Origin of the sequence: Micromonospora sp. NBRC 110038 (assembly GCF_020884815.1) — a bacterium.
GTDB classification, from domain to species: Bacteria; Actinomycetota; Actinomycetes; order Mycobacteriales; family Micromonosporaceae; genus Micromonospora; species Micromonospora haikouensis.
Window position 1 is genome coordinate 298477 of sequence record NZ_BBOL01000009.1, and the last position, 25251, is coordinate 323727.

The 25251-nt window shown below is 75.2% G+C and carries 24 protein-coding genes, 1 pseudogene and 1 riboswitch; of the genes and pseudogenes, 15 read left to right on the forward strand and 10 right to left on the reverse strand.

What is annotated here, in order from left to right:
* Nucleotides 1-37 precede the first annotated feature (37 nt).
* Together mycP and LPU61_RS26920 are read right to left on the reverse strand one after the other, a co-directional pair.
* The gene (mycP, locus tag LPU61_RS26915; protein ID WP_229406536.1) at nucleotides 38-1234 is read right to left on the reverse strand and encodes a type VII secretion-associated serine protease mycosin; all 1197 of its coding nucleotides are present in this window, start codon (nucleotides 1232-1234) and stop codon (nucleotides 38-40) included.
* On the reverse strand, nucleotides 1231-1629 hold the full coding sequence (locus LPU61_RS26920; protein ID WP_374199717.1) for a helix-turn-helix transcriptional regulator: 399 nt from the start codon (nucleotides 1627-1629) through the stop codon (nucleotides 1231-1233). The genes mycP and LPU61_RS26920 overlap by 4 nt, the downstream gene beginning before the upstream one ends.
* 193 nt (nucleotides 1630-1822) lie before the next feature.
* Between LPU61_RS26920 and LPU61_RS26925 the strand changes: the two genes are divergently transcribed.
* On the forward strand, nucleotides 1823-2533 hold the full coding sequence (locus tag LPU61_RS26925; RefSeq protein WP_374199722.1) for a carbonic anhydrase: 711 nt from the start codon (nucleotides 1823-1825) through the stop codon (nucleotides 2531-2533).
* A gap of 117 nt (nucleotides 2534-2650) precedes the next feature.
* On the opposite strand, the gene LPU61_RS26930 is transcribed toward LPU61_RS26925, so the two are convergent.
* Together LPU61_RS26930 and LPU61_RS26935 are read right to left on the reverse strand one after the other, a co-directional pair.
* A complete protein-coding gene (locus tag LPU61_RS26930) occupies nucleotides 2651-3676 on the reverse strand; it encodes a hypothetical protein (protein WP_043961613.1) in 1026 nt (341 codons plus the stop codon).
* Between the two features lie 4 nt (nucleotides 3677-3680).
* Nucleotides 3681-3811: riboswitch (cyclic di-AMP (ydaO/yuaA leader) on the reverse strand.
* 166 nt (nucleotides 3812-3977) lie between these two features.
* Nucleotides 3978-5402, reverse strand: a complete 1425-nt coding sequence (locus LPU61_RS26935) for a YibE/F family protein (RefSeq protein WP_229406538.1) — start codon at nucleotides 5400-5402, stop codon at nucleotides 3978-3980.
* Between the two features lie 354 nt (nucleotides 5403-5756).
* Between LPU61_RS26935 and LPU61_RS26940 the strand changes: the two genes are divergently transcribed.
* The 3 genes from LPU61_RS26940 (at nucleotide 5757) to LPU61_RS26950 (ending at nucleotide 9319) form a co-directional block, all read left to right on the forward strand.
* Nucleotides 5757-7778 (forward strand): heavy metal translocating P-type ATPase, encoded by a 2022-nt coding sequence (locus tag LPU61_RS26940; protein WP_043961615.1) that lies wholly within the window; start codon nucleotides 5757-5759, stop codon nucleotides 7776-7778.
* Between the two features lie 104 nt (nucleotides 7779-7882).
* Nucleotides 7883-8578 (forward strand): hypothetical protein, encoded by a 696-nt coding sequence (locus LPU61_RS26945; RefSeq protein ID WP_229406539.1) that lies wholly within the window; start codon nucleotides 7883-7885, stop codon nucleotides 8576-8578.
* An 84-nt stretch (nucleotides 8579-8662) separates the two neighbouring features.
* Nucleotides 8663-9319 carry a DUF305 domain-containing protein gene (locus tag LPU61_RS26950; protein ID WP_229406540.1) on the forward strand — a complete coding sequence of 219 codons (657 nt, stop codon included), beginning with the start codon at nucleotides 8663-8665 and terminating at the stop codon, nucleotides 9317-9319.
* A 205-nt stretch (nucleotides 9320-9524) separates the two neighbouring features.
* Here the strand turns inward: LPU61_RS26950 and LPU61_RS26955 are convergent, their stop codons facing one another.
* The gene (locus LPU61_RS26955; protein ID WP_043961618.1) at nucleotides 9525-9827 is read right to left on the reverse strand and encodes a metal-sensitive transcriptional regulator; all 303 of its coding nucleotides are present in this window, start codon (nucleotides 9825-9827) and stop codon (nucleotides 9525-9527) included.
* A 148-nt stretch (nucleotides 9828-9975) separates the two neighbouring features.
* Between LPU61_RS26955 and LPU61_RS26960 the strand changes: the two genes are divergently transcribed.
* From LPU61_RS26960 to LPU61_RS26995, 8 genes are all read left to right on the forward strand, one after another.
* A complete protein-coding gene (locus LPU61_RS26960) occupies nucleotides 9976-10185 on the forward strand; it encodes a heavy-metal-associated domain-containing protein (RefSeq protein WP_043961619.1) in 210 nt (69 codons plus the stop codon).
* Nucleotides 10186-10216: 31 nt separating this feature from the next.
* On the forward strand, nucleotides 10217-11227 hold the full coding sequence (locus LPU61_RS26965) for a hypothetical protein (RefSeq protein ID WP_229406541.1): 1011 nt from the start codon (nucleotides 10217-10219) through the stop codon (nucleotides 11225-11227).
* A 12-nt stretch (nucleotides 11228-11239) separates the two neighbouring features.
* Nucleotides 11240-13513, forward strand: coding sequence for a cation-translocating P-type ATPase (locus LPU61_RS26970; protein ID WP_229406542.1), 2274 nt, complete (start codon nucleotides 11240-11242; stop codon nucleotides 13511-13513).
* Nucleotides 13514-13587: 74 nt separating this feature from the next.
* A complete protein-coding gene (locus LPU61_RS26975) occupies nucleotides 13588-13761 on the forward strand; it encodes a CsbD family protein (RefSeq protein ID WP_043961622.1) in 174 nt (57 codons plus the stop codon).
* Nucleotides 13762-13929: 168 nt separating this feature from the next.
* Nucleotides 13930-14454: a hypothetical protein gene (locus tag LPU61_RS26980; RefSeq protein ID WP_229406543.1), complete on the forward strand. Its 525-nt coding sequence runs from the start codon at nucleotides 13930-13932 to the stop codon at nucleotides 14452-14454.
* Nucleotides 14455-14599: 145 nt separating this feature from the next.
* Nucleotides 14600-14938 (forward strand): ArsR family transcriptional regulator, encoded by a 339-nt coding sequence (locus LPU61_RS26985; RefSeq protein WP_229406544.1) that lies wholly within the window; start codon nucleotides 14600-14602, stop codon nucleotides 14936-14938.
* Nucleotides 14935-15213, forward strand: coding sequence for a hypothetical protein (locus LPU61_RS26990; protein ID WP_052503604.1), 279 nt, complete (start codon nucleotides 14935-14937; stop codon nucleotides 15211-15213). Before LPU61_RS26985 ends, LPU61_RS26990 begins: the two co-directional genes overlap by 4 nt.
* A 125-nt stretch (nucleotides 15214-15338) precedes the next feature.
* Nucleotides 15339-16865: an alpha/beta fold hydrolase gene (locus tag LPU61_RS26995; protein ID WP_229406545.1), complete on the forward strand. Its 1527-nt coding sequence runs from the start codon at nucleotides 15339-15341 to the stop codon at nucleotides 16863-16865.
* A gap of 149 nt (nucleotides 16866-17014) precedes the next feature.
* On the opposite strand, the pseudogene LPU61_RS27000 reads toward LPU61_RS26995, so the two are convergent.
* The 3 genes and pseudogenes from LPU61_RS27000 to LPU61_RS27010 form a co-directional block, all read right to left on the reverse strand.
* Nucleotides 17015-18220 (reverse strand): annotated as a pseudogene (locus LPU61_RS27000) (RNA polymerase sigma factor); the annotation flags it as partial.
* 155 nt (nucleotides 18221-18375) lie between these two features.
* On the reverse strand, nucleotides 18376-18735 hold the full coding sequence (locus tag LPU61_RS27005; protein ID WP_229406629.1) for a YciI family protein: 360 nt from the start codon (nucleotides 18733-18735) through the stop codon (nucleotides 18376-18378).
* Nucleotides 18736-18754: 19 nt separating this feature from the next.
* Entirely contained in the window at nucleotides 18755-20044 is a 1290-nt protein-coding gene (locus tag LPU61_RS27010; RefSeq protein WP_229406546.1) for a DUF2786 domain-containing protein, read from the reverse strand.
* A 329-nt stretch (nucleotides 20045-20373) separates the two neighbouring features.
* Between LPU61_RS27010 and LPU61_RS27015 the strand changes: the two genes are divergently transcribed.
* Complete coding sequence (locus tag LPU61_RS27015; protein WP_229406630.1) at nucleotides 20374-21147, forward strand: DUF3152 domain-containing protein; 774 nt, start codon at nucleotides 20374-20376, stop codon at nucleotides 21145-21147.
* Nucleotides 21148-21299: 152 nt separating this feature from the next.
* A complete protein-coding gene (locus tag LPU61_RS27020) occupies nucleotides 21300-21695 on the forward strand; it encodes an STAS domain-containing protein (RefSeq protein WP_052503605.1) in 396 nt (131 codons plus the stop codon).
* 72 nt (nucleotides 21696-21767) lie between these two features.
* Here LPU61_RS27020 and LPU61_RS27025 read toward each other — a convergent pair whose 3' ends face one another.
* Nucleotides 21768-22535 carry a GAF and ANTAR domain-containing protein gene (locus LPU61_RS27025; RefSeq protein ID WP_082106164.1) on the reverse strand — a complete coding sequence of 256 codons (768 nt, stop codon included), beginning with the start codon at nucleotides 22533-22535 and terminating at the stop codon, nucleotides 21768-21770.
* Between the two features lie 169 nt (nucleotides 22536-22704).
* Complete coding sequence (locus tag LPU61_RS27030; RefSeq protein ID WP_229406547.1) at nucleotides 22705-23160, reverse strand: ATP-binding protein; 456 nt, start codon at nucleotides 23158-23160, stop codon at nucleotides 22705-22707.
* Between the two features lie 495 nt (nucleotides 23161-23655).
* Between LPU61_RS27030 and LPU61_RS27035 the strand changes: the two genes are divergently transcribed.
* Nucleotides 23656-25197 (forward strand): glycosyltransferase family 2 protein, encoded by a 1542-nt coding sequence (locus LPU61_RS27035; RefSeq protein ID WP_229406548.1) that lies wholly within the window; start codon nucleotides 23656-23658, stop codon nucleotides 25195-25197.
* Nucleotides 25198-25251 lie beyond the last annotated feature (54 nt).

A 25251-nucleotide genomic window follows, 5' to 3' on the forward strand; every position in this document is an offset into this window, starting at 1 on the left:
ATCCCCGGGCGGAGGTGGGGCGGCGGTCCGGCCGAGGTCATCCCCCGGCCGGGGTGGGGCGGCGGCCCGGCCGCCAGCCCCGGCGCCGTCCCCGGGCCAGGATCGGCCTGGCGGCCAGCAGCACGCCGGCCAGCACCGCGCCGGCCGCCGCCACCCAGACCGCCACGGCCCGCTGCCAGCCCAGCGGGTCCCGCGGCGGGGCGGGCGCGGCCAACGCCCCGGGCGGCGGGTCGCTGCGCGTGCCGAGCACGCTCGTCACCGCCCGGTACGGGTTCACCACCCCGTAGCCGACCTCGGCGTTGTGCCCGTCCGGGGGGTTGTCCGCCGTGCGGGTGAGCCGGTAGGCCACCCCGTCCGGCGTGAGGTCGGGATGCGCGGCGCGGACCAGCGCGGCCACCCCCGAGACGTACGCGGCGGCGAAGCTCGTGCCGCCCTGCGGCTCGGCGAGGTACCCCTGTCCCCGGGGCGCGGGGCCGACGATGTCCAGCCCCGGGGCGGCGATGTCCACGTAGTCGCCGCTGACCGAGCTGCCCACGTGGCCGCCCTGCGCGTCGACGCCGGCCACGGCGATGACCCCGGGATACGCCGCCGGGTACGCCGGCAGGTCCTGCTGCTGCTCCTGGCGGTTGCCGGCGGCGGCCACCACGACGACGCCCTTGGCGAGGGCGTACTCGACGGCGGCGGCCAGCTCGGGCCGGGGCAGGGTGACCAGGGACAGGTTGATCACGTCGGCGCCCTGGTCGACGGCCCAGCGGATGGCGAGGCCGATCTGCGCCGGCAGGCCCTCGTCGTTGGTGCGCCGGGTGTCCGGCAGCACGCGTACGGGCAGGATCCGGGCGGCCGGCGCGACGCCGGTGAACGGCGAGCCGGTGCCCTCCCGGCCGGCGATGATGCCGGCGACGATCGTGCCGTGCCCGGCCGCGTCGCACTGACCCTCGTTGGGGGGCAGCGCGTTGAAGTCCCGGCCGGGTCGCACCTGGCCCCGCAGCAGCGGGTGGATGGCCGACACGCCGGAGTCGACGACCGCCACGGTGACGCCCTCGCCCCGGGTGACCCGCCAGGCCGCGCCCGGGTCGAGCCGGGTCAGCGCCCAGGGCGCCGCGGTGGGCGCGGTGCTGCCGGTCGGCCCGCAGCTGGGGGCGGCCGACGCCGGGGCGGGCGGCACGACGGCGGTGGCGAGCAGGGCCGCCAGCGCGGGCAGCGCGGCCCGCCGCAGCCCGGCCCGCCCGGTCACCCGGCGTCCCCTTCGGCCCGGTCCGGGGCGTGCCCACCCGGGGCGCTCCGTCCGGTCTGGTCCGGGACGTCCCGTTCGGGCTGGTCGGTGGTGAAGAGGGCGAGGAGGTCGCCGACCTGGCGGTCCGCCTCGGCCGGGTGGCGGAAGTGGCCGCTGGGGTTGACCGTGTATTCGTTGCGCCGGCCGACCCGGGTCCGCCGCAGGTAGCCGCCGGCCTCCAGGTCGGCCACGATCGCCTGCGCCGCGCGCTCGGTCACGCCCACCTCGTCCGCGACGTCGCGCAGCCGGGCGGTCGGGTTGCGGGCGATGGCGAGCAGGACGTGGCCGTGGTTGGTGAGGAACGTCCAGTTCCGGGTGTTCCCGTTCCCGCCTGCTGTCGTCGCCATGTCGGACATGTTAGGGCTCGGCGACGACGCCCACGCCCCTGGGCCGACGCGGGCCGGAGCGCGGGCCTGCGCAACCCCTTCCCAAAGCAGGAAATGTGTATCACGTAACGCTTGACGTGCCTTTCGCTGCGTGTGACCGTGGGGGAACTGGTCGTGCGCGTGAATGACGAGGTGATGGGGCATGGAGCATTCCAGCATGTCGATGGCTAAGGCGGGCTCCGGGCAGCTAGACCCCCTCTCGTCCGTCGGGCGACCGGGCGAGCCGGGCGCTGCCTGCACCCCGGCCCGGGCCCTCGCCGAGCTGCACGCCGGCAACCACCGCTTCGTCAGCGGAACGCCGCGCCACCCCAACCAGGACGCCGACCACCGGGCGGCCGTCGCCGACGGGCAGCACCCGTTCGCGGTGATCGTCGGCTGCTCCGACTCCCGCCTCGCCGCCGAGATCATCTTCGACCGTGGCCTGGGGGACCTCTTCGTGGTCCGCACCGCCGGGCACACCGTCGGCCCCGAGGTGCTGGGCAGCGTCGAGTACGCCGTGACCGTGCTGGGCACCCCCCTGGTGGTGGTGCTCGGCCACGACTCCTGCGGGGCGGTGCAGGCGGCCAAGGCGGCGGCCGGCACCGGCAGCGAGCCCGCCGGCAACCTGCGGGCCGTGGTGGACGCCGTGGTGCCCAGCCTGCACCGGGCCGCCGAGCGGGGCGTCGAGGGCATCGACGAGATCGTCGACATCCACATCGCGTGCACGGTCGAGGCGATGCTCGACCGGTCGCCCGTGCTGGCCGCCGAGGTCGACGCGGGCCGCTGCGCGGTCGTCGGGATGTCGTACCGGCTCAGTGCCGGCGGGGTGCGGACGGTGGCCGCCGTGCCGGCCGCCATGGCGGCGGACGCCACCCCGGCCCGCGCCGCCGCCTGACGCACCCCCGCCGCCCGGCGCTCACCCCGGCCCTGACGCGCACCGCCGCCCGAGACACGACGAGAGGGGCCGCCCCCACAGCGGGACGGCCCCTCTCGTCGTGCGCGGCGCGCCGCGTCAGAGCAGCGACATGTGCACGTGGTCCGTGTGGTTGGACGGCCCGCTGTAGGACTTCCAGCCGGTCGCCGGGAACCAGATCTGCCGGTTCCAGATGACGTAGTAGATGCCGAGCCGGTCGGCGTTGCGGATGAGGAACGCGGCGAGGTTGTTGCCGTACATCCGGGTGTCGTTGTTGTGCCAGGGGGAGAACCCGCTGTTCTGGAGCGACCAGTCGCAGGCCCGGCCCTTGGGGTGTTCCCACGGCCCGCCCGGCCGGTAGCAGCCCACGAACCGGTTGAAGCCGGCCCGCTTGGTCTCCTTGTAGGCGTGCAGGGTGCGGGGCGTGATGCAGCCGGAGGTGGTGGGGTCGTTCTCGCTGCACGACTCGGGCCGCCAGTCGCCGTCCGACGTCCGGCCCGGCCCGATCCTCGCGACCGGGGAGGTGGCGTTGACCAGGCCGCCGGTGAAGCCCTTGCCGCCGACCAGGGCGAGTGCCTTCTCGGCGTCGAACTTCTTCTTCGCCATGACCGACGCCTGCTTCTGCTGCTCGCGCACCTCGGCGTCGAGCGCGAGCTTGGCCTGCTCGGCGCGGTTCTTCGCCGCGCTGACCTCGGCCAGCTTGTTGGCGTTGACCATGTTCAGCTCGTCGAGGGCCGAGGCGCGCTTGACGAACGAGTCCGGTGTGTTGCTCTCCAGCAGCATCGCCATCGCGCCGACCCGGCCGGTCCGGTACGACTGCGCGGCCATCTCGCCGACCTGCGGCGCGAGCGCGTCCAGCTCCTCCTGGGCCTTGCGCACCTCGTCGGCGAGCTGGGCCTGGCGCTTCTTGGACTTCTCGAGCTTCGACTTCGCCTGGGCGTAGTCCCGGTTCGTCGCCTCGATGACGTCGGTGATGAGCTGGGGCTCGTCGTCCTCCTCGTGCCCCGAGGGTTGGGGGGCGGCGGCGGGCAGGGCGAGCGCCGGGGCGGCCGGCCCGGCGACGACCGCCAGGGCAGCGAGCACGGCCACCACGGGTGTCAACCAGCGGTGCAGGGGTGCCGTCACAATGTTCCCTTCCATCGACCGCCGACCGGGTTAGCTGACGGGTTCGGGGCGGAAGCGGCCCCTACCGCTCGCGCGGATTCACCCCGGGCACCTGGTTCCCCGGCTCGCCTTGCGGCGATTGGGCGGCGGCACCGCAGGCGCCGCTTCGCGCCTTCGGCGGTGACCGGCAGCGAGGTTACCCGAGAGCCCATGCGGGGAGCTACGTCCGGATGCCGACTAAAAGCGTCATTTCGTAATCGCCATCGGTAATCAGTGATGCGCTTCTCAGGGCGGATGCCGCCACCGGTCACGCTGTGAAGTGTCACCATGCGGTGTCCGTGCCTCCTTCTCGGTGCGGCCGTCCGGCCGGGGGGTGGGTGGGGGCGTGGTCGTCGGGGAACCCCTCGGCCGCCCGGCCGCCGCCGAGCGCCTCCAGCGCGAGATTGCGGTCCGCGGTCCGCCGCCCGCCCCCGGGGGTACGCGCCGCCGGCACGTCCCCGCCGTCCGTTGGGCCGGGCCGGGACGCGGCGGTGTGCCCCTCAGCCGTGTGTCCCGCCGCCGTGCGCCCCGCTGCGGTGACCACGGCGGCCAGCCCGGTGGTGAGCGGCACGGCGGCGATCAGGCCCAGCGTGGCGACCGCGCTGCGGACGATCTCCTGGGCGAGGAACTCGCTGGTCAGGATCTCGGTCACGGGGCGGGAGTCGGCGGTGAGCAGGAGCAGCAGCGGCAGCGACGCGCCCGCGTACGCCAGCACGATCGTGTTGACCGTGGAGGCGATGTGCGCCCGGCCGACGCGGGTGGCCGCCCGGTAGAGCTGCAACCGGGACAGCCCCGGGTTGGCGTGCGCCAGCTCGGTGACCGTGGCCGCCTGGGTCACGGTGACGTCGTCGAGCACCCCGAGCGAACCGATGATGATGCCGGCCAGCAGCAGGCCGTGCAGGTCCACGTCGCCCCGGAACATCGACAGGGTGGTGGCGTCCTCGCTGCCGTACCCGGTGAGGTGGGTGGCCGCCGTGGCCAGGGTGCCCAGCAGGCCGGTGAGCACCAGGCTGCCCAGGGTGCCGAGGACGGCCACCGACGTCTGCGCGGTGACCCCGTGGGTGAGGTACAGCACCACGAACATGATCAACGCGGAGCCGACGACGGCGATCGGCAGCGGCGACCCGCCCGCGCCGATGCCGGGCAGCACGAAGGTCAGCAGGATGGCGAAGGTGGCGGCGAGCCCGGCCAGGGCGGCCACCCCCCGCCAGCGGCCGAACGCGACGATCGCCAGCGCGAACACCACCGCCAGCCAGATCAGCGGGGCGCCGCGCTGGTGCTCGGCGATGTTGTAGGTGCTCGCCGCCGGGTCGGCCGGGTCGGTCAGCTTCACCAGCACGATCCGGTCGTCGACGGCTACGGTGGGCGCGCCGGGGCCGGTCGGGATCGGCGTCTCGACCTGCTGCCCGGCGTCGGGCCCCTGCTCCACCCGGACGGTCACCGTGCCGCACGGGCCGTCCGCGACGCCCGGCCCGCCGCCCTCCGGCGTCTCCGGCTGCGGCGGGCACTCCTCGGTGACCACCCGGGTCACCGTGCCGTGATAGCGGGGCACCGGCGAACCGCCGTCGACCTCGGGACCGCCGTCGCGGGGCCACAGGACGACCGCCGCGATCACGGTGAGCACGAAGAGGGGCACCACGGTCGCGACGAGGACCCGCCGCACCCCCGGTGGGGTGGGCGGAGCGGGTCGGTTGTGGTCGGCGCCCATCGACGATCTCCAAACGGTGTCAGCGCGGGATACGGCTCGGCGGCCCGGACGGTTCAGCGTCGCGGGCGATCGATCCGGGCCGGCTGCCCGGACGACCGCACCGGGCCGGCCGCCGGAGGACCTGCCCGTCCCGCGGGTCGCCCGAAGCCCCGCCCCACCGGCGGCCCGGTCTCCGCCCTGCGGACCGCCCGGAGCGGGATCCCACGTCCCATCGCCCGGAATCGTAGCCACCCTCACCTGCGAACGCAGGTCGGCCGACACCATGTCGGCGACATGGCGGTGTTCCGGCCGCCCTGATACCGCCATCTGGCCGACATCCTGCCGATTCGACGGCCGGCAGGGCATGTTGGAGACATGGCCCACGACGAGCACGCCGGACACGGCGGGCACGACAAGCACGCCGGGCACGACCCGGAGATGTTCCGCCGCCGGTTCTGGGTCTGCCTCGCGCTGACCCTGCCGATCGTCGTCACCAGCCACATGGTGATGGACTGGTTCGGCTACTCGCTGGAGTTTCCCGGCCGGGCCCTGGTCGGCCCGGTGCTCGGCTCGGCCGTCTTCTGGTGGGGCGGGTGGCCGTTCCTGGTCGGCGCGGTCCGGGAGCTGCGCGACCGGGCACCCGGGATGATGCTGCTCATCGCGATGGCGATCAGCGTGGCGTACGCCGCGTCGCTGGCCACCAGCGCCGGCGCGTTCGACCTGGACTTCTGGTGGGAGCTGGCGGCGCTGGTCACCATCATGCTGCTCGGGCACTGGCAGGAGATGAAGGCGATCGGCCAGGCCCGGGGCGCCCTCGCGGCGCTGGCCGCGCTGCTGCCCGACGACGCGGAGCGGGTCGGGCCCGACGGCGGCACCGAGCGGGTCCCCGTGGCCGCGCTGCACGTCGGCGACGTGCTGCTGGTCCGGCCCGGCGGTCGGGTGCCGGCCGACGGCCGGGTCGTCGACGGAGCCGCCGAGCTGGACGAATCCATGATCACGGGCGAGTCCCGCCCGGTCGCCCGGTCGGTCGGCGACCGGGTGGTGGCGGGCACGGTGGCCACGGACTCCGCGCTCCGGGTCGAGGTGCAGGCCACCGGCGAGGAGACCACCCTCGCCGGCATCCAGCGCATGGTCGCCGAGGCCCAGCGCTCCAGCGGCCGGGCCCAGGTGCTCGCGGACCGCTTCGCGGCCTGGCTGTTCTACGTCGCCACCGCCACCGCCGTGGTGACGGTCGTGGTCTGGTCCCTCCTCGGCGACACCGACGAGGCCGTCGTGCGGACCGTCACGGTGCTGGTCATCGCCTGCCCGCACGCGCTGGGGCTCGCGATCCCGCTGGTCATCGCGCTGTCCACGGCGGTGGCGGCGCGCTCCGGCATCCTGGTGAAGAACCGTCTCGCGCTGGAGCGGATGCGCACCGTCGACGCGGTGCTGTTCGACAAGACCGGCACCCTCACCCGGGGCGAGCACGCCGTGACCGGCGTCGCGGCCGTCGCGGGCACCGGCGAGGACGAGCTGCTGCGGCTGGCCGCCGGCGTCGAGGCGGACAGCGAGCACCCGCTGGCCCGCGCGATCGTCGCCGCCGCCGAACAGCGCGGCGGCCCCGCACCGGCCACCGGCTTCCGCGCCCTGCCGGGCCGTGGGGTGCGGGCCACGATCGACGGCACGGAGTACGCCGTGGGCGGGCCGGCCCTGCTGCGCGAGCTGGGCGTGGGCCTCCCCACCGAGCTGGAGCAGGCCGCCGCCGACTGGGCGGGGCGAGGGGCCGCCGTGCTGCACCTGGTCCGCCTTCCCGGCACGGTGCTCGGCGCGCTCGCCCTCGCCGACGAAGTTCGCCCCGAGGCCCGCGAGGCGATCGCCGAGCTGCGTGCCCAGGGCATCCGGACCATCGCGATGATCACCGGGGACGCCCGGGCGGTGGCGGACGCGGTCGCCGCCGACCTCGGCTTCCGTGCCGGTGTGGACGAGGTCTTCGCGGAGGTGCTGCCGGCCGACAAGGACGGGAAGGTCACCGAGCTGCAACGACGTGGGCTGACGGTGGCGATGGTCGGCGACGGGGTCAACGACGCCCCGGCGCTGGCCCGCGCCGACGTGGGCATCGCCATCGGGGCCGGCACGGACGTGGCGATCGAGTCCGCCGGGGTGGTGCTCGCCTCGTCCGACCCGCGCGGGGTGGCGGCGGTGGCCCGGCTCTCCCGGGCGTCCTACCGCAAGATGGTGCAGAACCTGGCCTGGGCGGCCGGCTACAACGTGGTGGCCCTGCCGCTGGCCGCCGGGGTGCTGGCCTGGGCGGGGGTGGCGCTGAGCCCGGCGGTCGGGGCGATCCTGATGTCGGCGTCCACGATCGTGGTGGCGCTGAACGCCCAACTGCTCCGCCGGGTCCGCCTCACCCCCGGCTGATCGCGGTCGGGGCCGCGGCCCGGCTCGCGGTGCCGGGTCACATTCCGCGCCCGCATCCGCGAGGCGAGGTGAGTCGACCCCGGGCGAGGCTCTAGCGTGGTGGTGTGGGGACGACGGCGGTGACGGGCGGGCGGTGGGGTCGCCTCGCGCTGCTGCTCTGCACCCTGATCGGCCTCGCCGCCATGCACACCCTCGGCCACGGCGCACACTCCGGCGGCACCCACGCCGGCCACGACGGGGCAACACCGCGCGACGGCCACCCGGCCCCAGCGACGCTCGCCGACGGCGCGGCTGTCCCCGTGGCGCTCGCCGACGGCACGGGCGGTCCCGTGGCACTCGTCGGCGGCACGGGCGGTCCCGTGGCACTCGTCGGCGGCATGGGCGGCTCCGTGGCGCCCGCTGTCCCCGTGGTGCTTGCCGGCGGCGCGGCTGTCCCTGTGGCGCTCGCCGGCGGCGCGGATGCGCTCTGGGCGTTCGCCGGTGGAATGGCCGTCCCCGTCGGCGGCATGGACGCCGCCGTCACCCTGGGTGGCCGCGCCGGCTGTCCGGCTGGTGGGTGTGCGCCCGCCCGGCTGCTGCCGGACGGTGGTCGCGCCGACGGGCCGTCCGGTTGGAGCGTCTGCCTGGCGGTGCTCGGCGCGCTCGGGGTGGCCCTGCTCGTCGCCGTGCTCCTGCTGACCCGTGCCCGGGCACCCGGCCCGCCCGGCTGGCAGGCCGGTGGCGTGTCCGCCGGGCCGCGCGCCCCGCCATCCCGCCCGCTCGGCCTTCGGCTGGCCGAGGTCTCGGTGTCGCGTACGTAGGACGCCCCGGCGCGGTGCCCGGCTCTGCCGGTGACCCGTGTCTCCGTCCTGCCCTCGTACGTGACCGAGACCGAAGGATTCGCCATGACCACTCGTACGACCGCGCGCCGCGCCGCCCTTGCCGGCGTGGCCCTGACCGCTGTCCTCGGCCTGGCCGCCTGCGGCTCCGCCGACCACGGCTCGCCCAGCCACGCCCAGCCGGCCGCCGGCACCACCGCTGCCGGTGCCAGCGCCGCCGGGACTCCGACGCGCGGGCCGGCCGCGTTCGGCGACGCCGACGTGATGTTCGCCCAGATGATGATCCCGCACCACCGGCAGGCCGTGGAGATGGCCGAGCTGGCCGAGACCCGCGCCGCGGACCCGGAGGTCAAGCGGCTCGCCGCCGCGATCAAGGCCGCCCAGGCACCGGAGATCGCCACCATGACCGGCTGGCTGACGGGGTGGGGCCGGCCGGTCCCGTCGCCTGCCCCGGGGCACGGGCACGGCATGCCGGAGATGGACCACGAGATGCCGGGGATGATGTCCGAGGCGGACATGACGAAGCTGGCCGGCGCGCGCGGCGTCGGCTTCGACCGGCAGTTCCTGACCATGATGATCGCCCACCACGAGGGCGCGATCACCATGGCGAGGGAGGAGTTGGCCGCGGGGGCGAACCCCGAGGCCAAGGCGCTGGCCCAGCAGATCGCCACCAGCCAGCAGGGTGAGATCGACCAGATGAGGAAGATCGTCGGCCGGCTCTGACGGCCGGATCGGACGGCGGGGCCGCGCCACGCGTCATGCCGGCGAGGTGGGGGTGTCCGCAGCTCGGGATGCCCCCATGTCGCCGACATGAAGTCGATCAAGCGCCTGTCGGCGCGCGGGGCGAGTCGCGAGCGGCGCGGGGCGAGTCGCGAGCCGACAGGCGCGAGTCGCGCTGCGCGGGCGGCGTCAGTGGGCCGGGCGGGCGTCAGCCGCGTTTCATGAGGCGGCCGACGGCGGCCATCATCTCGGTGGCCATCTCGTCGGCCCGGCCCTCGACGGCGCCCTCGTGCAGGCAGTGCCGAGCGTGCCCGTCGAGCAGGCCGAGGGCGACCTTGTCCAGGGCCGCCTGGATCGCGGAGATCTGGGTGAGCACGTCGATGCAGTAGCGGTCCTCGTCGACCATCTTCTCGATGCCGCGGACCTGACCCTCCACGCGGCGGAGCCGCGCGAGCAACTGGTCCTTGCTGGCGGTGTACCCCCGGGTCGGGGCGGGCATGGGTCCGGTCATGCGACCGAGATTAGCATACCCCTCGGGGGTATGGTACGGTTCCCTGCGTCGGATACCCCCACCCGGTATTCCTGGCGTTCCTGAGACGGTGGTCCGCCTCGCGTTTACCCCCCGGGGGTAACGTGAGGTGCAGCGGAAGGAGAGAGCGATGGTCAGCACGACGTACGAGGTGCGGGGGATGAGCTGCGGGCACTGCGCCGGCTCGGTCGTCACCGAGGTCGGCGCGATCGACGGCGTCACCAACGTCAAGGTGGACCTGGAGGGCGGCCGGGTCACCGTCACCAGCGACAACCCGCTGGACACCGAAACCGTGCGCGCCGCCGTCGACGAGGCCGGATACACCCTCGTCGACGCGTGACGCCGCCCCTGCGGAGAAACCGAGGCACACGATGAACACGGCGACGAAGCTGAGCGGCTTCGCCCTCGGCCTGGCGGCGGTGTTCGGCGCGGCGTACGGGGTCGGCCAGGTGGTCGGCCCCGTCGCCCCGGCCGCCGACACCCGCCACGACGCCGACGACCCCGCCCACGGCACCACCCACGCCGACGCCGGGGACGCGCCGGCCGCCCACCTGCCCGGCGGGCTGCTCGTCTCCGACCGGGGCTACACCCTCGCCCCGCTGGCCGCACCGGCCGGCGAGTTCGCCTTCCGGATCACCGGCCCCGACGGGCGGCCGGTCACCCGCTACGAGGTCGCGCACGACAAGCGGATGCACCTGATCGTCGCCCGGCGGGACCTCTCCGGCTTCCGGCACGTCCACCCCGAGGCGGGGCCGGACGGCACCTGGCGGGTGGCGTCCCCGCTCGCCGGCCCCGGCGTCTGGCGGGCGTTCGCCGACTTCACCCCGGCCGGCGGGCCGGCGTTGACCCTCGGCGTCGACGTCACCGTCCCCGGCGCGCTCGACGCCCGGCCGCTGCCACCGCCCGCCGCCGCCACGACCGTCGACGGCTACACCGTCACCCTGGCCGGCACGGCCCAGCCCGGCCGGGCCAGCCGGCTCACCCTGACCGTCAGCCGGGACGGCACGCCGGTCACCGACCTCCAGCCCTACCTCGGCGCGTACGGGCACCTGGTGGCCCTGCGGCAGGGCGACCTGGCGTACCTGCACGTGCACCCGGAGGGCGCGCCAGGCGACGGGGCGACCCTGGCCGGGCCGGCGGTCACGTTCTCCGCCGAGTTCCCGTCGGCCGGGACCTACCGGCTCTACCTCGACTTCCGGCACGGCGACACGGTGCGCACCGCCGAGTTCACCGTCGTCGCCGGCACCCCCGCCGGAGCCGGTCCCGGCGCGTCGGGTGCACCGACGACGACCGGCACACCTACGACGACCGGCACACCGGCCGCCACCAGCACCCCGACCGCCGACGCCGACCACGGCGCCCCCGGGCACGGGCACGACTGACGGGAGGCAGCGATGAGCTCGCCCACGCGACCGCTACCGGTCGCACCGAACCGCATCGAGCTGGCGATCGGCGGCATGACCTGCGCGTCCTGCGCCGCGAGGATCGAGAAGAAGCTCAACCGGATGGACGGCGTGACCGCCACGGTCAACTACGCCACCGAGAAGGCCACCGTCTCGTACGCCGACGACGTCACCCCCGACGACCTGATCGCCACCGTCACCAAGACCGGCTACACGGCCGCCCTGCCGCCCCCACCGTCGCCCTCGCCCTCGCCCGAGTCGCCCACGGCCGCCGCCGAGCCGGTGGACGAGCTGCGCGGGCTGCGTACCCGGCTGTGGGTGTCCGTGGCCCTGGCCGTGCCGGTGGTCGTCCTCGCCATGGTCCCGGCCTGGCAGTTCGACTACTGGCAGTGGCTGTCGCTGACCCTGGCCGCCCCGGTCGTGGTCTACGGCGGCCTGCCGATCCACCGGGCCGCCCTGATCAACCTGCGGCACGGCGCGGCCACCATGGACACCCTCGTGTCGCTGGGCACCCTGGCCGCGTTCGCCTGGTCGCTGTGGGCGCTGTTCCTCGGCGACGCCGGCATGCCGGGGATGACCCACCCGTTCCGGTTCGACATCACCCGCACCGACGGGGCCGGCAACATCTACCTGGAGACGGCGGCCGGGGTGACCGTGTTCATCCTCGCCGGCCGCTACTTCGAGGCGCGCTCCAAGCGGACCGCCGGTGCCGCGCTGCGCGCCCTGCTGGAGCTGGGCGCGCGGGACGTCGCCGTGCTGCGCGACGGCGTGGAGACCCGGGTCCCGGTGGACCGGCTCGCCGTGGGGGACCGGTTCGTGGTCCGCCCCGGCGAGAAGATCGCCACCGACGGGGTGGTCGACGAGGGCACCTCGGCCGTCGATGCCAGCATGCTCACCGGCGAGTCCGTGCCGGTCGAGGTCGGCCCCGGCGACACCGTCGTCGGCGCGACCGTGAACGCCGGGGGCCGGCTGGTGGTCACCGCCACCCGGGTCGGCGGCGACACCCAGCTCGCCCAGATGGCGCGGCTCGTCGAGCAGGCCCAGACCGGCAAGGCGGCCGTGCAGCGGCTGGCCGACCGGATCTCCGGGGTGTTCGTGCCGATCGTGATCGCGCTCGCCGCCGGCACCCTCGGCTGGTGGCTCGGCGCGGGGGCGGGCCCGACGGCCGCGTTCACCGCCGCCGTGGCGGTGCTGATCATCGCCTGCCCGTGCGCCCTCGGCCTGGCCACCCCGACCGCCCTGCTGGTCGGCACCGGGCGCGGCGCGCAGCTCGGCATCCTGATCAAGGGCCCGGAGATGCTGGAATCCACCCGGCAGGTCGACACGGTGGTGCTGGACAAGACCGGCACCGTCACCACCGGCCGGATGACCCTGGTCGCCGCGCTGCCCGCCGACGGCGAGGACGCCGGAGAGGTGCTCCGGCTCGCCGGGGCGCTGGAGGCCGCGAGCGAGCACCCCATCGCCCGCGCCGTGGCCGCCGGTGCCGCCGACGCGGGGCCGCTCGCCCCGGTCACCGGCTTCGCCAACGTGGAGGGGCTGGGCGTCACCGGCACGGTCGACGGCCGCGAGCTGACCGTCGGGCGGCCCCGGCTGCTGCGGGAGCGCGGACTCGACGTACCGGATGAGGTCGAGCGGGCGGTGACCGACGCGGAGGCCGCCGGCCGGACGGCGGTGCTGGCCGGCTGGGACGGCCGGGCCCGGGGGGTCCTCGCGGTGGCCGACGTGGTGAAACCGACAAGCGCGGCGGCCGTCGCCGGGCTGCGCGCCCTCGGCCTCACGCCGATCCTGCTCACCGGCGACAACGCCACGGTGGCGCGGGCGGTGGCCGCCGAGGTCGGCATCGACGAGGTGACCGCCGAGGTGCTGCCCGCCGACAAGGTCGACGTGGTGAAGCAGCTCCAGGCCGACGGCCGCACCGTGGCGATGATCGGCGACGGGATCAACGACGCCGCCGCCCTCGCCCAGGCCGACCTGGGCCTGGCCATGGGCACCGGCACCGACGCGGCGATCGAGGCCAGCGACCTGACCCTCGTCCGGGGCGACCTGACGGCCGCCGTGGACGCGATCCGGCTGTCCCGCCGCACGTTGGCGATCATCAAGGGCAACCTGTTCTGGGCGTTCGCCTACAACGTGGCCGCCCTCCCGCTGGCCGCCGCCGGCCTGCTCAACCCGATGATCGCGGGCGCGGCGATGGCCTTCTCCTCGGTCTTCGTCGTCGCCAACAGCCTCCGCCTGCGCCGCTTCCAGCCGGCCCGCGTCAGTTGAGGGTTTGGCGGGCCGCGTCGGGGTACTGGATGGGTGTCGCACCACCCCAGTGACCAGGACGTTGGAGGTTCATGATGGGTTTCGATGACAAGATCGCCAACGCGTCCGAGGACGCCGCCGGCAAGCTGAAGGAAGGCGCCGGCCGGGCCACCGACGACGAGCGCCTGGAGGCCGAGGGCCGCAACGACCAGGCCAAGGCCAGCCTCAAGCAGGCCGGCGAGAAGATCAAGGACGCATTCAAGAGCTGAGTCGTACGTCCCGTCGCGCGCGCCGGGCCGGCCCCTGTTGCCGGCCCGGCGCGCGCGTTCGTGCCCGCTTGCGTCTGTGACCTCGGCGGGCCGACGTGCCGGGGTCGACGGCGGCCGGCATGCTGGGACGGTCCACCACCGAACGGGGAGAACATGTCTCGTCCTGCCGTGACCGCGCTCCGCGCCGCCGCCCTGGTGGCCGTGCTCGCACTCGCCGCCGGCTGCCAGTCCGACGACACCACCGACGACCCGGCAGCCGCGCCCGCCACCACCGCGCCCGCCGCCGACGCCTCGACCGGGCCGACCGGTTCCGTCGAGCCGTTCGCCGCCAGCTCGACGCCGTCCGCGTCCACGCCCGCCGTGACCGCCGCCAACACCGCCGAGGTGTGCGGAGAGGTCGACCGGCTGATCCTCGCCGGCAGCAAGAAGCTCGCCGCCGACTCGGCCGCCGTCACCCGGGACAAGGAGACCACCCCCGACGAGCTCAACGACCGGCTCAAGCGGACCATCGCGGGGCTGGCCGGCGACGTACGCAGGCAGGCGGCGCGCGCCGAGGACCCGGAGATCGAGAAGCTGATCACGGACGTCGCGAAGCAGCTCGACGGGGGCGCGAAGGCGGCCAGCCCGGCGAAGTGGCTGGGGGAGACCTTCGTCGACATCCCGCCGAAGCTGGCCCGGGACTGCCACGCCTGACGCCGCGACGTGCCATAAGCGATCTGGGAAGTGAACGGCCCCTCTGGGGGCCGAGATCTTCCAAGATCCACCCCGGTTCCCGCCGTCCACTTGTGACCGTGCGACCAGCCCTGCTAACTTTCCTTTGCATGTGCAAGGGTTGGTTATGAGCGACAAGCCGCCCACCGGGGACGACCTCCTGCGGGTGCTGGCGACCCTGGCCAACCCGCACCGCCTCCGGGTGGTCGCCGCGCTGGCCAGGGAACGCGCCTACGTCAGCCGGCTGGCACGCGAGCTGGGCATCAGCCGGGCCCTGCTCCAGGTCCACCTGCGCAAGCTGGCGGCGGCCGGGCTGGTCTCCGCGCGCCTGGAGCTTTCCGAGGACGGGAGGGCAATGAAGTTCTACGAGGTGAATCCGTTCGTGTTCACCCTCACCCCCGAGGCCATCCGGCGGGCGGCCGAGACGCTGAGCCCGCCGAACGCGGCCGGACAGGAGGGGGAATGACCGGGATGAGCGGCCACGACTGGACCGAGGTGATCGGGGCGGCCGGCATCTTCACCCTGCTCGTCACCGTCTTCACGGTGCTGGTCGTGCAGCTGTCCAAGAACCGCCGGGCCAGGCTGTCCGGCGGGCGCGAGGACGACTACCGCCGGCTCGCCGAGGCGTCGGCGCGGGCCCAGGAGACCAACGAGCGGCTCCTGGCCACGATCGACGCCCGGCTCGGCGAACTGGCGACCCGGACGGCTGCGCTGGAGCGCGTCCTGCGGGACGTCGACTGAGCGGCGGCAACCAGCGATGGCCCTGGGCCGCCGAGCGGCAACTCGGCGACCCAGGTGAAGCAGCATCACCTCGCCCGTGGGCGAGTTCTCAGCGCAACGCTCCTTCGAGGAGAGGACAGCATCTCATGCTGCGTACCCGCAAATCCGCAGCCGGCGGGCCAGCGCTCGCCGGCTTCCGGCGGGCCGTCGGCGCGACACTGGCGGCGGCCGTCGCCGGCACGGCCCTCGCCGGCACGCCCGGCACGGCCCGCGCCGATCCGGCAGCAGAGCCGACGGTACGGCCGACGTCAGGGTCGACGGCGTTCGGGCCGATCCGGTGGGTGCCCTGCCCCGCCGACGGCTCCGCCGAGTGCGGCACCCTGTCGCTGCCGGTGGACTGGGCCGACCCGGCCGGCCCGAGGTTCGATCTTGCCCTGGCCCGCCGGCCCGCGACCGACCCCGCCGCCCGGGTCGGCGTGCTGTTCTTCGGGCCCGGCGGCCCGGGGGACTCCGGTGTGCAGAAGGTGGTGGAGAGCGTGCGGTTCAGCGCCGAGCAGCGCCGCCGCTTCGACATCGTCAGCTTCGACCCGCGCGGCGTCGGCCGCAGCAACCCGGTGGTCTGCGCGGCGGACCTGCTCGCCCGGGTCCCGCAGGTGATCACCGACCAGGCGCAGTTCGACGCCACCGTACGCGACAACGCCGCCCTGCGCGCCGACTGCCGGGCCCGCACCGGACCCGTCTTCGACCACCTCGACACCCGCAGCGCGGTACGCGACCTCGACGCCGTCCGGGCCGCCCTCGGCGAGGAGCGGCTGACCTTCCACGGCAGCTCCTACGGCACGCTGCTCGGCGCGCAGTACGCCGACGAGTATCCGCACCGGGTGCGGGCCATGGTGCTGGAGAGCGTGATCGACCACAGCCTGCCGATGCGGCCGTTCCTGGCCAGCCAGGCCGCCGCCGCGCAGGACTCGTTCGACGAGTTCGTGGCCTGGTGCGACCGCGCCGCCGAGTGTGCCCTGCACGGCCAGGACGTCCGGGCCCGCTGGGCGGAGCTGCTCGACCGGGCCGAGCGGGGCGAGCTGCCCGACCCGACCCGACCCGGTGCGACGCTGACTCCGTTCGCGCTGACCGCCCGCGCCCAGCGCGACCTCTACGGCCCCGACTGGGCGGTGCTCGCCGGCCGCATCGCCTCCTGGTCGGCGACTCCGGCGTCCGCCGCTGCCGCCGCCACCGCCGGCCCAGGAACATCAGCGACCGCAGCGAACCCGCTCGCCATCTTCTGCCAGGACTGGAGCCTGCCCGTCGACGACTACGCCGAGTACGCCCGGCACCTGCGCCGACTCGCCGCGCTCGCCCCCGACGTCCGGTATCCGCTGGTGGTGCAGGCGCTCGCCCTGTGCCTCGGCGCACCCGTCGGCAACCCGCAGCACCGGCCCCGGGGTCGCACCGACGTGCCGGTGCTGGTGGCGGCCACCCGGCACGACCCGGTGAGCGAGTTCGACCGGGCCGCCGCCGTCGCCCGCCAGCTGCGCGGCGTCCTGCTCGCGTACGAGGGGTGGGGGCACGGCAGCTACACCACCAGCCCCTGCATGGGCGCCACGATCGACCGCTACCTGGCCGAGCTGAAGTCTCCCGCCCCCAACACCCACTGCCCACCGCTAGAACCCCGCTGACCCACCCACCCCGGCTCGGTGATCAAGAGGTTTGCGTCATCGTGGAGATCAACTTTGACGCTTTTCTCTTGATCACCGGGGCGAGGGGGGCGAGGGGGGCGAGGCGGGCGAGGCGGGCGAGGGGGCGCGGGGGTGGGGAGGGGGTGGGGCAGGCGGGTGGCGCGGGATTCCAGGTAGCGGCGTTCGGGGCGGCTGGTGGTGGCGCGGGCCGCCGCCCGGTACGCGTCCCGGGCGGCGGCCGGGTCCCCGGCCAGCTCCAGCAGGTGACCCCGCACGGCGGCGAGCCGGTGGTGCCCGGCGACGCGCCCGTCGCCGTCGAGCGTGGCGAGCAGGGCCAGGCCGGCGCGCGGACCGTCCACCATGGCCACCGCCGCCGCCTCGTTGAGGGTGACCATCGGGTTCGGGGCGAGCCGGCCCAGCAGCCGGTAGAGCGCCACGATCTGCCGCCAGTCCGTCTCGGCGGCGGTCGGGGCCTCGGCGTGCACCGCCGCGATGGCCGCCTGGAGCTGGTACGGCCCGGGCGGCGACCAGGTCAGCGCCTCGGTCACCAGGGCGGTGCCCTCGGTGATCGCGGCCCGGTTCCACCGGCTGCGGTCCTGCTCGGCCAGCGGCACCAGCTCGCCGTCGGGGCCGGTGCGCGCATCCCGGTGCGCGTCGGTGAGCAGCATCAGCGCCAGCAGCCCGGCGACCTCGCCGTCGTCGGGCAGCAGCCGGCGCAGCTCCCGGGTCAGCCGGATCGCCTCGGCGGTCAGCTCGGCGCGCTGGAGGTCCGGCCCGCTGGACGCGGTGTAGCCCTCGTTGAACACGAGGTAGAGCACCTGGAGCACGGCGCGCATCCGCTCGTCGCGTTCGGCGGGCGAGGGCAGGACGAACCGGGCCCCGGCCGCCTCGATCCGCTGTTTGGCCCGGCGGATGCGCTGGCTCATCGTCGCCTCGGGCACCAGGTGGGCGCGGGCGATCTGGGCGGTGGTCAGCCCGCCGACCGCGCGCAGGGTCAGCGCGACCTGCGCCGACCGGTTCAGCGCCGGGTGGCAGCAGAGCAGGAGCAGCAGCAGGGTGTCGTCGCCGGTCGGCGGCTGCTCGTCGGGCGGCGGGGCCGCCGCGGCGTACGCCGGCTCCCGGAGGGCCACCGCGACCTCGCGGTCCCGGCGGGCGCGCTCGCTGCGCCAGGCGTCGGTGAGCCGGCGGGTCGCCACGGTGAGCAGCCACGCCCGGGGGTTGTCGGGCACCCCGTCGGCGGGCCACCGGGTCGCGGCGGCCAGCAGCGCCTCCTGCACGGCGTCCTCGCAGGCGTCGAACTGGCCGTGCCGGCGCACGAGCAGGCCGAGGACCTGCGGCGCGAGCCCGCGCAGCAGGTCACCGACGCCCGTACCGTCCCGGCCGGCGAAGCCCCCCGCACCGAAGCACCCCGCACGGGAGGGATCCGCACCGGAGGCACCCGCACGGGAGATACCCGCACCGGCCGGCTCGCCGGAGCCGGTCCCGCCGGAGAGGCCCGGCCCGGCGGGGATCACATCTCCGCCCCGGCCTCGTCCATGATGGGCCGCACCTCCAGCACGCCGAACCCCCGCACCACGTCCGGCCAGCCGGCGGCGATCTCGGCGGCCCGCTCGACCGACTCGCAGTCCACGGTGAGATAGCCGGCGAACTGCTCCTTGCTCTCCATGAACGGCCCGTCGGTGACCTCGACCCGGTCGCCGGCCAGCCGAGCCGTGCGGGTCTGCGACGGGTCGGCCAGCGCCTGCCCGCCGACCAGCTCGCCGGAGGCCGTCAGCTCCCGCATGATCTCGTCGACCTCGCCGAAGAGGGCGGCCCGGTCCTGCTCCGACATGCCGTCGACGAAGCCGGGGCGGTTCCAGATCAGCAGCATGTACTTCACGGCGTACTCCTCACGTGTCGGCCGCGCCCCGTCGGCGCGTCCCGGCAGGGGGTCGGAGCCGGTGCGCCGAACCCGACACCCGGGCCGGGGCGGATCCGCTCGGGTCCAGCGCCGCCCGGTCGGCGGCGGAGGTGCCGGAGGCCCAGCCCTCCTCGTCGGCGACGGTGAGCCGCTTGCTGGTCACGCCGGGGAACAGGTCGTCCAGCCGCTCCCGCACGGCGGTCGCACGGGACGCGAGCACCGGCAGCAGCCGCTCCCCGCCCGCTTCCCGGGCCGCCTCCCGGCCCGCCTCGTCGGCGGCGGCCCGCAGCCGCTCGCCGATGCGCAGCGCGAACGCGTTGAGGAACGACTCGTCGTACGCCTTCGTGCGCCTGCTGCCGCCGCGCGCCCGGCGCTCGGTGCGCCCCCGCAGCATCGCGGCGGTGGCCTGCACCAGCAGCGACGTGTAGAGCAGCTCGACGGCGGCCAGGTCGGCCGGGAAGCCGAGCACCGTGGCGAAGCCCAGGTCGTCGGACCACACCGACTCGCAGCGGTTCGCCGCCGCCACCTCCTGCACCAGCAGCGCCTTCGCCCCCGGGTACGGCGGCTCGGTGCCCAGCCGCACCCCGCCGGGCGCGTCGCCCCGCTCGGCCGTCGCCTCGACCAGGGCCGCGTCGATGCTGTGCCGGGCCATCAGCTCCTGCGCCTTGCCGGTCAGCGCCTCCGCCTCCGCCGGGAAGGTCGTCGACTCGGCCTTGGCCAGCAGCGCCCGCACCCGGTCGAGCATCCGCGACCCGCTGCCGCCGCGCCCGACGGCCGTGGCCGGGGCGGCCACGCCGGGCGGCGGGCGCAGCACCGCGATCGGCGGGAGCCCCTCCACCAGCGCCAGCACGTCGACGGCGTCGCGCAGGGCGGCGATCCGGTCGGTGCCCTCCCGGGCCGCCCAGGCCGTCAGGTGCCGCCGGTCGTCGTCCCACCACACGGCCGCGTCGAGGCCGGCGAGCTGGTCGTCCCACCAGAGCGGCACCGGATCGGGCTGGACCCTGCGCTGGGCGGCGGCCAGGTCGGCCACGAGCCGCCCGGCCGCCGGGCCGAGCCGGCGGGTCGCGATGCGGACCAGGTCGACGGGCTGCCAACCCCGGGGCCAGAGCCGGCCCACGCCGCGCACCAGGCGCGCGGTCAGGGCGGCGTCGACCGCAGCCGGCCCGTCGGGCACGCCGGCACCGACCACCAGGCGGTCCAACTGCCGCTCGGCGGCGCGTACGTCGGTGCCGCGCGCCGCCGCGAGGGCGTCGGCGACCAGCGCGTCGGCGTCCGGCACGAGCTGCTCCTCAGGGTCGGGTGGCGCAACGTCCGCTGGCCGGGGCGGAGCCGGTCGGCCAGGTTCCGCCGGAAACCGTACCGCCGGAGCAGCACCGGCCGGGCGTGAGCGCCGCCACCGCCGACGAAATGACCGCCGGACGCCTCATCCGCTCCGGGTCGCCGTCCGTATCCATCCGTGCACGGGTGCGGAATCCCTCCGTGCACCGACAGCGGATCGACGGGACGGAGCGCGAGTTGTCGAGTCGTACCCATGCCAGGTCCGGCCCGGGTGGCCACCGCCGGCGGCGCGCCGCCACCCGGAACGGGCCGGTGGTCGCGTGCGTCGCCCTGGCCGTGGTCGCCCTGGCCACGGCCGGCGCCGGGGCCGTCCGCCGGGGCGGGCCGGACCAGGCGACCCGGCCGGTCGCGGCCGCGGGGGTCGCCGCGCCCACCCTCGCCTCGCCGACCACCCGGGCCCCGGCCCGGTCCGCGACCCCGACCCCGACCGCGCAGGCGCCCGCCGACATCACCTTCCCACCCCGGGGTACGGGCGACTTCCGCGCCGCCACCCTCCGGGGCGCCGTCGCCGGGCGCTCCGGTGAACTGCTGCGGTACCGGGTCACCGTGGAGGAGGGGATCGACGGCGTCGACGTGGAACGGTTCGGCCGGGAGGTGGGCGCGATCCTCGCCGACCCCCGGGGCTGGACCGGGGCGGGCCGGTGGCGGCTGCAACGCGTCGGCCCGGACGACCCGGCCGACTTCACCGTCGCGCTCACCACTCCGGTGACCCGGGGCGTCCTCTGCGGGGACGTCACCGACCACTACACGTCCTGCCGCAACGGCGACCGGGTGGTGATCAACGTGGCCCGCTGGGCGGGCGGTGTGCCGCAGTTCACCGGCGACCTCGCCACCTACCGTCGGTATCTGCTCAACCACGAGGTGGGCCACCGGCTCGGCCGGGGACACGAGCTGTGCCCGCGCGCCGGGGGACCCGCCCCGGTCATGCAGCAGCAGACCCTGGGCCTGCACGGCTGCCTCCCGAACGCCTGGCCCGAGGTGGACGGTGCCGTGTTCACCGGCCCGCCCGGCCAGTACGACGACCCGGTGCCGGACGGCTGGTGAGGTCCGGCCCCGGCGGCCCGTTCGGACGGGGTGGTGCGCTGCCGGCACGCTGGGTGAGTGCGATCGACGGGGATGACGGCTACCCTGGGGACGACCGGCACCCGCCTTCTGCTACGAGGGATCGCTGCCGGTGCCGATCAGGGGAGTTCCCGTTGGGCCCCGCCACGCCGCTGTCCGTTTCGCTGCCACCCCCCGGTGGCCTGTCGATCGGCCCGTTCACGGTCGCCGAGGGTCGGGGGCGACTCGTCGTGACCGGGGAGATCGACATCGCCACCTCGGGTGAGCTGGCCTCGGTCCTCGCCGACCTGCTCGACGGCGCACCGCCGGCCGCCCTGGAACTCGACTTCGGCGGCGTCCGGTTCCTCGACTCCTCCGGCATCCTGGTGCTGCTGCGTGCCCAGGGCCGGGCCGCCGACCGGGGCTGCCGTCTCACCGTCGCCGACGTGCAGCCCACGGTCCGCCGGGTCCTGGAGATCACCGGCGTGCTGGAGCTGCTCGGCCTGGGGACCTCGGCCGAAGCCGCCGACGACGCACCGCCGATTCGCTGACGAGGCACCGCAGACCCGCTGACGACGCACCGCCGATTCGATGACGCCGGCTGCCCGGGTCGGCGCTCCCGGTCAGGGCCGGTCGACCAGCTCGCCGGTCTCGATCAGGTCGCGGGCGACGTCGAGCAGTTTCACGTTGAGCCGCTGGCTGGCCCGGACGAGCAGCTCGAACGCCTGCTCCCCGGTCAGCCGGTGCCGCTCCATCAGGATCCCCTTCGCCTGACCGATCAGGTCCCGCACGTCCAGCGCCTGGGAGAGCTGCGCCAGCCTCCGGGCGTCCCCCATCGCCACGGCCGCGTGCGCGGCGAAGAGCACCCCGATCCGCTCCGACTCGTCGGTGAACGCCCCCGGCTCACGCGCGTAGAGGTTCAGCGCGCCGAGGTTGTCCCGGGCCAGGTAGAGCTGGAACGACAGCATGCTGCGTACGCCCAGCCCGTCGATCCGGCGGACGAAGTCCGGCCAGCGGGTCTCCGCGGCGACGTCGGGCATCCGCACGGTGTGGTGCTCGAAGAGCGCCGTCAGGCAGGGGCCCTGACCCGTGTCGTACTGCGCCTGGTCGACCCGGCGTACCAGATCGCCCGTCGCCGCGCTGGTCACCACCCGGTGCCGGCCCTCGACCTCGGTGATCGCGGCGTGCCAGGCGCCCGGCACGGTGCCGACGGCGCACCGGACGATCCCGTGGAGGGTGGCGTCGAGGCCGGGTTCGTCCTGGAGCGCGCGGGCGATCTCGGCGAGGCGGGCGGCGAGGTCGTCGTCCGGCCCGGCGGCGCGCGGCCGGCGGCTCGACGTGGCCCTGATCCGGCGTGACCGGACCGGGTCCGGGCGGCTCTCGACGTCCATGACGGCCCCCTTCCGCCGCCGGCCCCTTCCCCTCTCGCCGACGGCCGTGGACCGATACCCGGGTGGCCGTCCGGCCAATCCCCGCCGACCTCGGCGGCCCCACTGCCTGCGAGCGCCCCGGCGTCAGCGGGTGCCGCCTCCCGGCGTCGATGGGTGCCGCCTCCTGGCGTCAGCGGGTGCCGCCCGCCTCGTCGGCCTCCCGCCGGGGGAAGGACGCCCAGATGTGCTTCGTGCCCTCGGTGGCGTACCAGCCGACGTCCAGCGAGAAGGCACGGGCGAGCTGGAGGCCACGACCGCCGGCCCCCAGCGGTCGGGTGTCGGCCAGCTCGGGCACGGTGGTCAGGTCGTGGTCGGCGACGTCGAGGACGAACAGGTCGTCGTCGCGCAGCAGCCGGACGGTGGTCGGCGGCAGCCCGTGCAGCAGGGCGTTGGTGGCCAGCTCGGTGGCGACGAGCACGATCCGTTCGGGGATGTCGTCGAGCTCCTCGCCCTCGGCGAGCGCGTGCCCGGTCAACGCCTCGTGCAGGGAGGCGCGCAGGCCGCGCAGCTCCGCCCCGCTGGACAGGGCCCAGGTCCGCATCTCGACGGCGCGGGGCGGTGGCGGCGACGTCCGCAACGATCCCATGAGCGGGCAGTACCCTGCGCGCCCGCCGTTCACACGACCCGCGCGACCGGGCCCACCGGGGTGGCCGGGGCCGCGGTCAGGCCAGCGGCTTGCCGCCGGTCACCCCGAGCTCGTCGGGGGTGGGGAACTGCTGCTGGGGGTCCCGCCTGTCGTACTGGTCGTGGGTCACGGCCGCATCCCTTTCCTCCGGGGCCGGTGGTACGACAGTGAACTTCCCCGGTCGGACGTGCCCAATCGCGTCACATGGTGACAATCGCCCATCCCGGCGCGTGTCGCGGCGGCAGGCGGGCGGCAGGGGGGTGCTCACCCGCCGTGGCCCGGACCGCTACCGTGTTCCGTGTTCCGGACCGGGGCGAGGCAGTCCAGGTGGAGCGGGACGGGCCGGCCGACGTAACGGCATGGACACACGTGGGGCACCGCAGGGTGCCCGTTCCGGTCCATGATGTTCGTCGGTTGTTCGCATACCGGTTCACGGACCTGACGGGGAAGAAGACGATGACGGCCAGTACGAATGTTCCCAAAGTCAGCGTGGTGGTGCCGGCCTACAATTCCGGCCCGCACATCGAGAGGCTGATCGCCTCTCTGTTGCGCCAGTCGCTGCAGCCGGGGGAGTTCGAGGCGGTCTTCGTCGACGACGGCTCCACCGACTCGACCGGGGCCCGGCTGGACGAGCTGGCCGCCGCGCACCCGCACATCCGGGTGGTGCACATCGAGAACTCCGGTTGGCCGTCCCGGCCGCGCAACGTCGGCGTCGCCAACGCCCGCGGCGAGTACGTCTTCTTCTCCGACGACGACGACTGGTTCGGCGACGAGGCCCTGGAACGCCTCTACGCGTACGCCGTGGAGAACGACGCGGACATCGTGATCGGCAAGATGGCCGGCCACGGGCGCTCGGTGCCGCGCGAGCTGTTCCGCCGGGACCGCCCGGACGCCACGCTGGACAACGCGCCGCTGATCGACAGCTTGACGGCACACAAACTGTTCCGCCGGTCCTTCCTCGAAGAGCACGAGATCCGCTTCGTGGAGGAGAAGCGCCGGCTGGAGGACCACCTCTTCGTGGTCCGGGCCTTCCTGCTGTCCAAGCGCACCTCCGTGCTGTCGAACTACGTCTGCTACCACCACATCCGCCGCGAGGACGCCGGCAACGTGACGGCGCAGGGGCTGGACCCGGCGGGCTACTACGCCAACCTGCGCGACGTGCTGGACGTCGTCGACGCGCACACCGAGCCGGGGCCGCTGCGCGACAAGCTGCACCGGCGCTGGCTGCGCAACGAGATGGTCAGCCGGCTGCGCGGCAAGCGGTTCCTCCGGGAGCCGGCCGACTGGGTGGAGCAGGTGGCGCTGGAGTGCGGCAAGATCGTCCGGGAGCGCTTCGCGCCGGGCGTGGCCGCCGGGCTCCCGCCGCTGCAACGGGCGATCACGGCCCTCACCGCGGCCGACGACGTCGCCGGGCTGCGCGAGCTGGCCGAGTGGGAGGCGGGCGTCCGCGTCCAGGCCCGGGTCGACGACCACCGGGTGGACGGGACGGTGCTCACCGTCGACGTCACCGCGCACCTCGCGTCCGGCGACCAGCCGGTGGCCCTCACCGCCTCCGACGGGCGCTACCAGATCGTCCTGCCCGTCGACCTCGACCCGGAGATCCTCGACGTCACGGCCCGCCGGGCCATGGCCCGGCTCGACGTGGTGGCCCGGCGCAAGGAGGGCGGCGAGGAGTGCTTCCTGCCGGTCGAGTTCCGGGTCGAGGACGAGCCGCTCCAGGGCGCCGGGCAGGGGCGGGTGCATCTCGTGCACCACGCCACCGCCACGGTGGACTTCGCCACCCTGAACTCGGGCCGGACCGAGGGCACCTGGCTGCTCAAGGCCCGGCTCACCGAGAACGGGTGGACCGAGGACGCGCGGCTCCCGCTGACCTTCCGGTGCGCCGCCGACGGTGCCGCCCCGGTGCGGGTCGTGCCCGCCGCGAAGAAGAAGCCCGCCCTGCACCGGCGCGTCCGCAACCGCCTGCGCCGGGTGGCCAACCGCCTGCTGGGCCGGTAGGGGCCCGCCGCCGCCCCGGACCTTGGACAGTTGCTGTTCACCAGGAACGGGAAC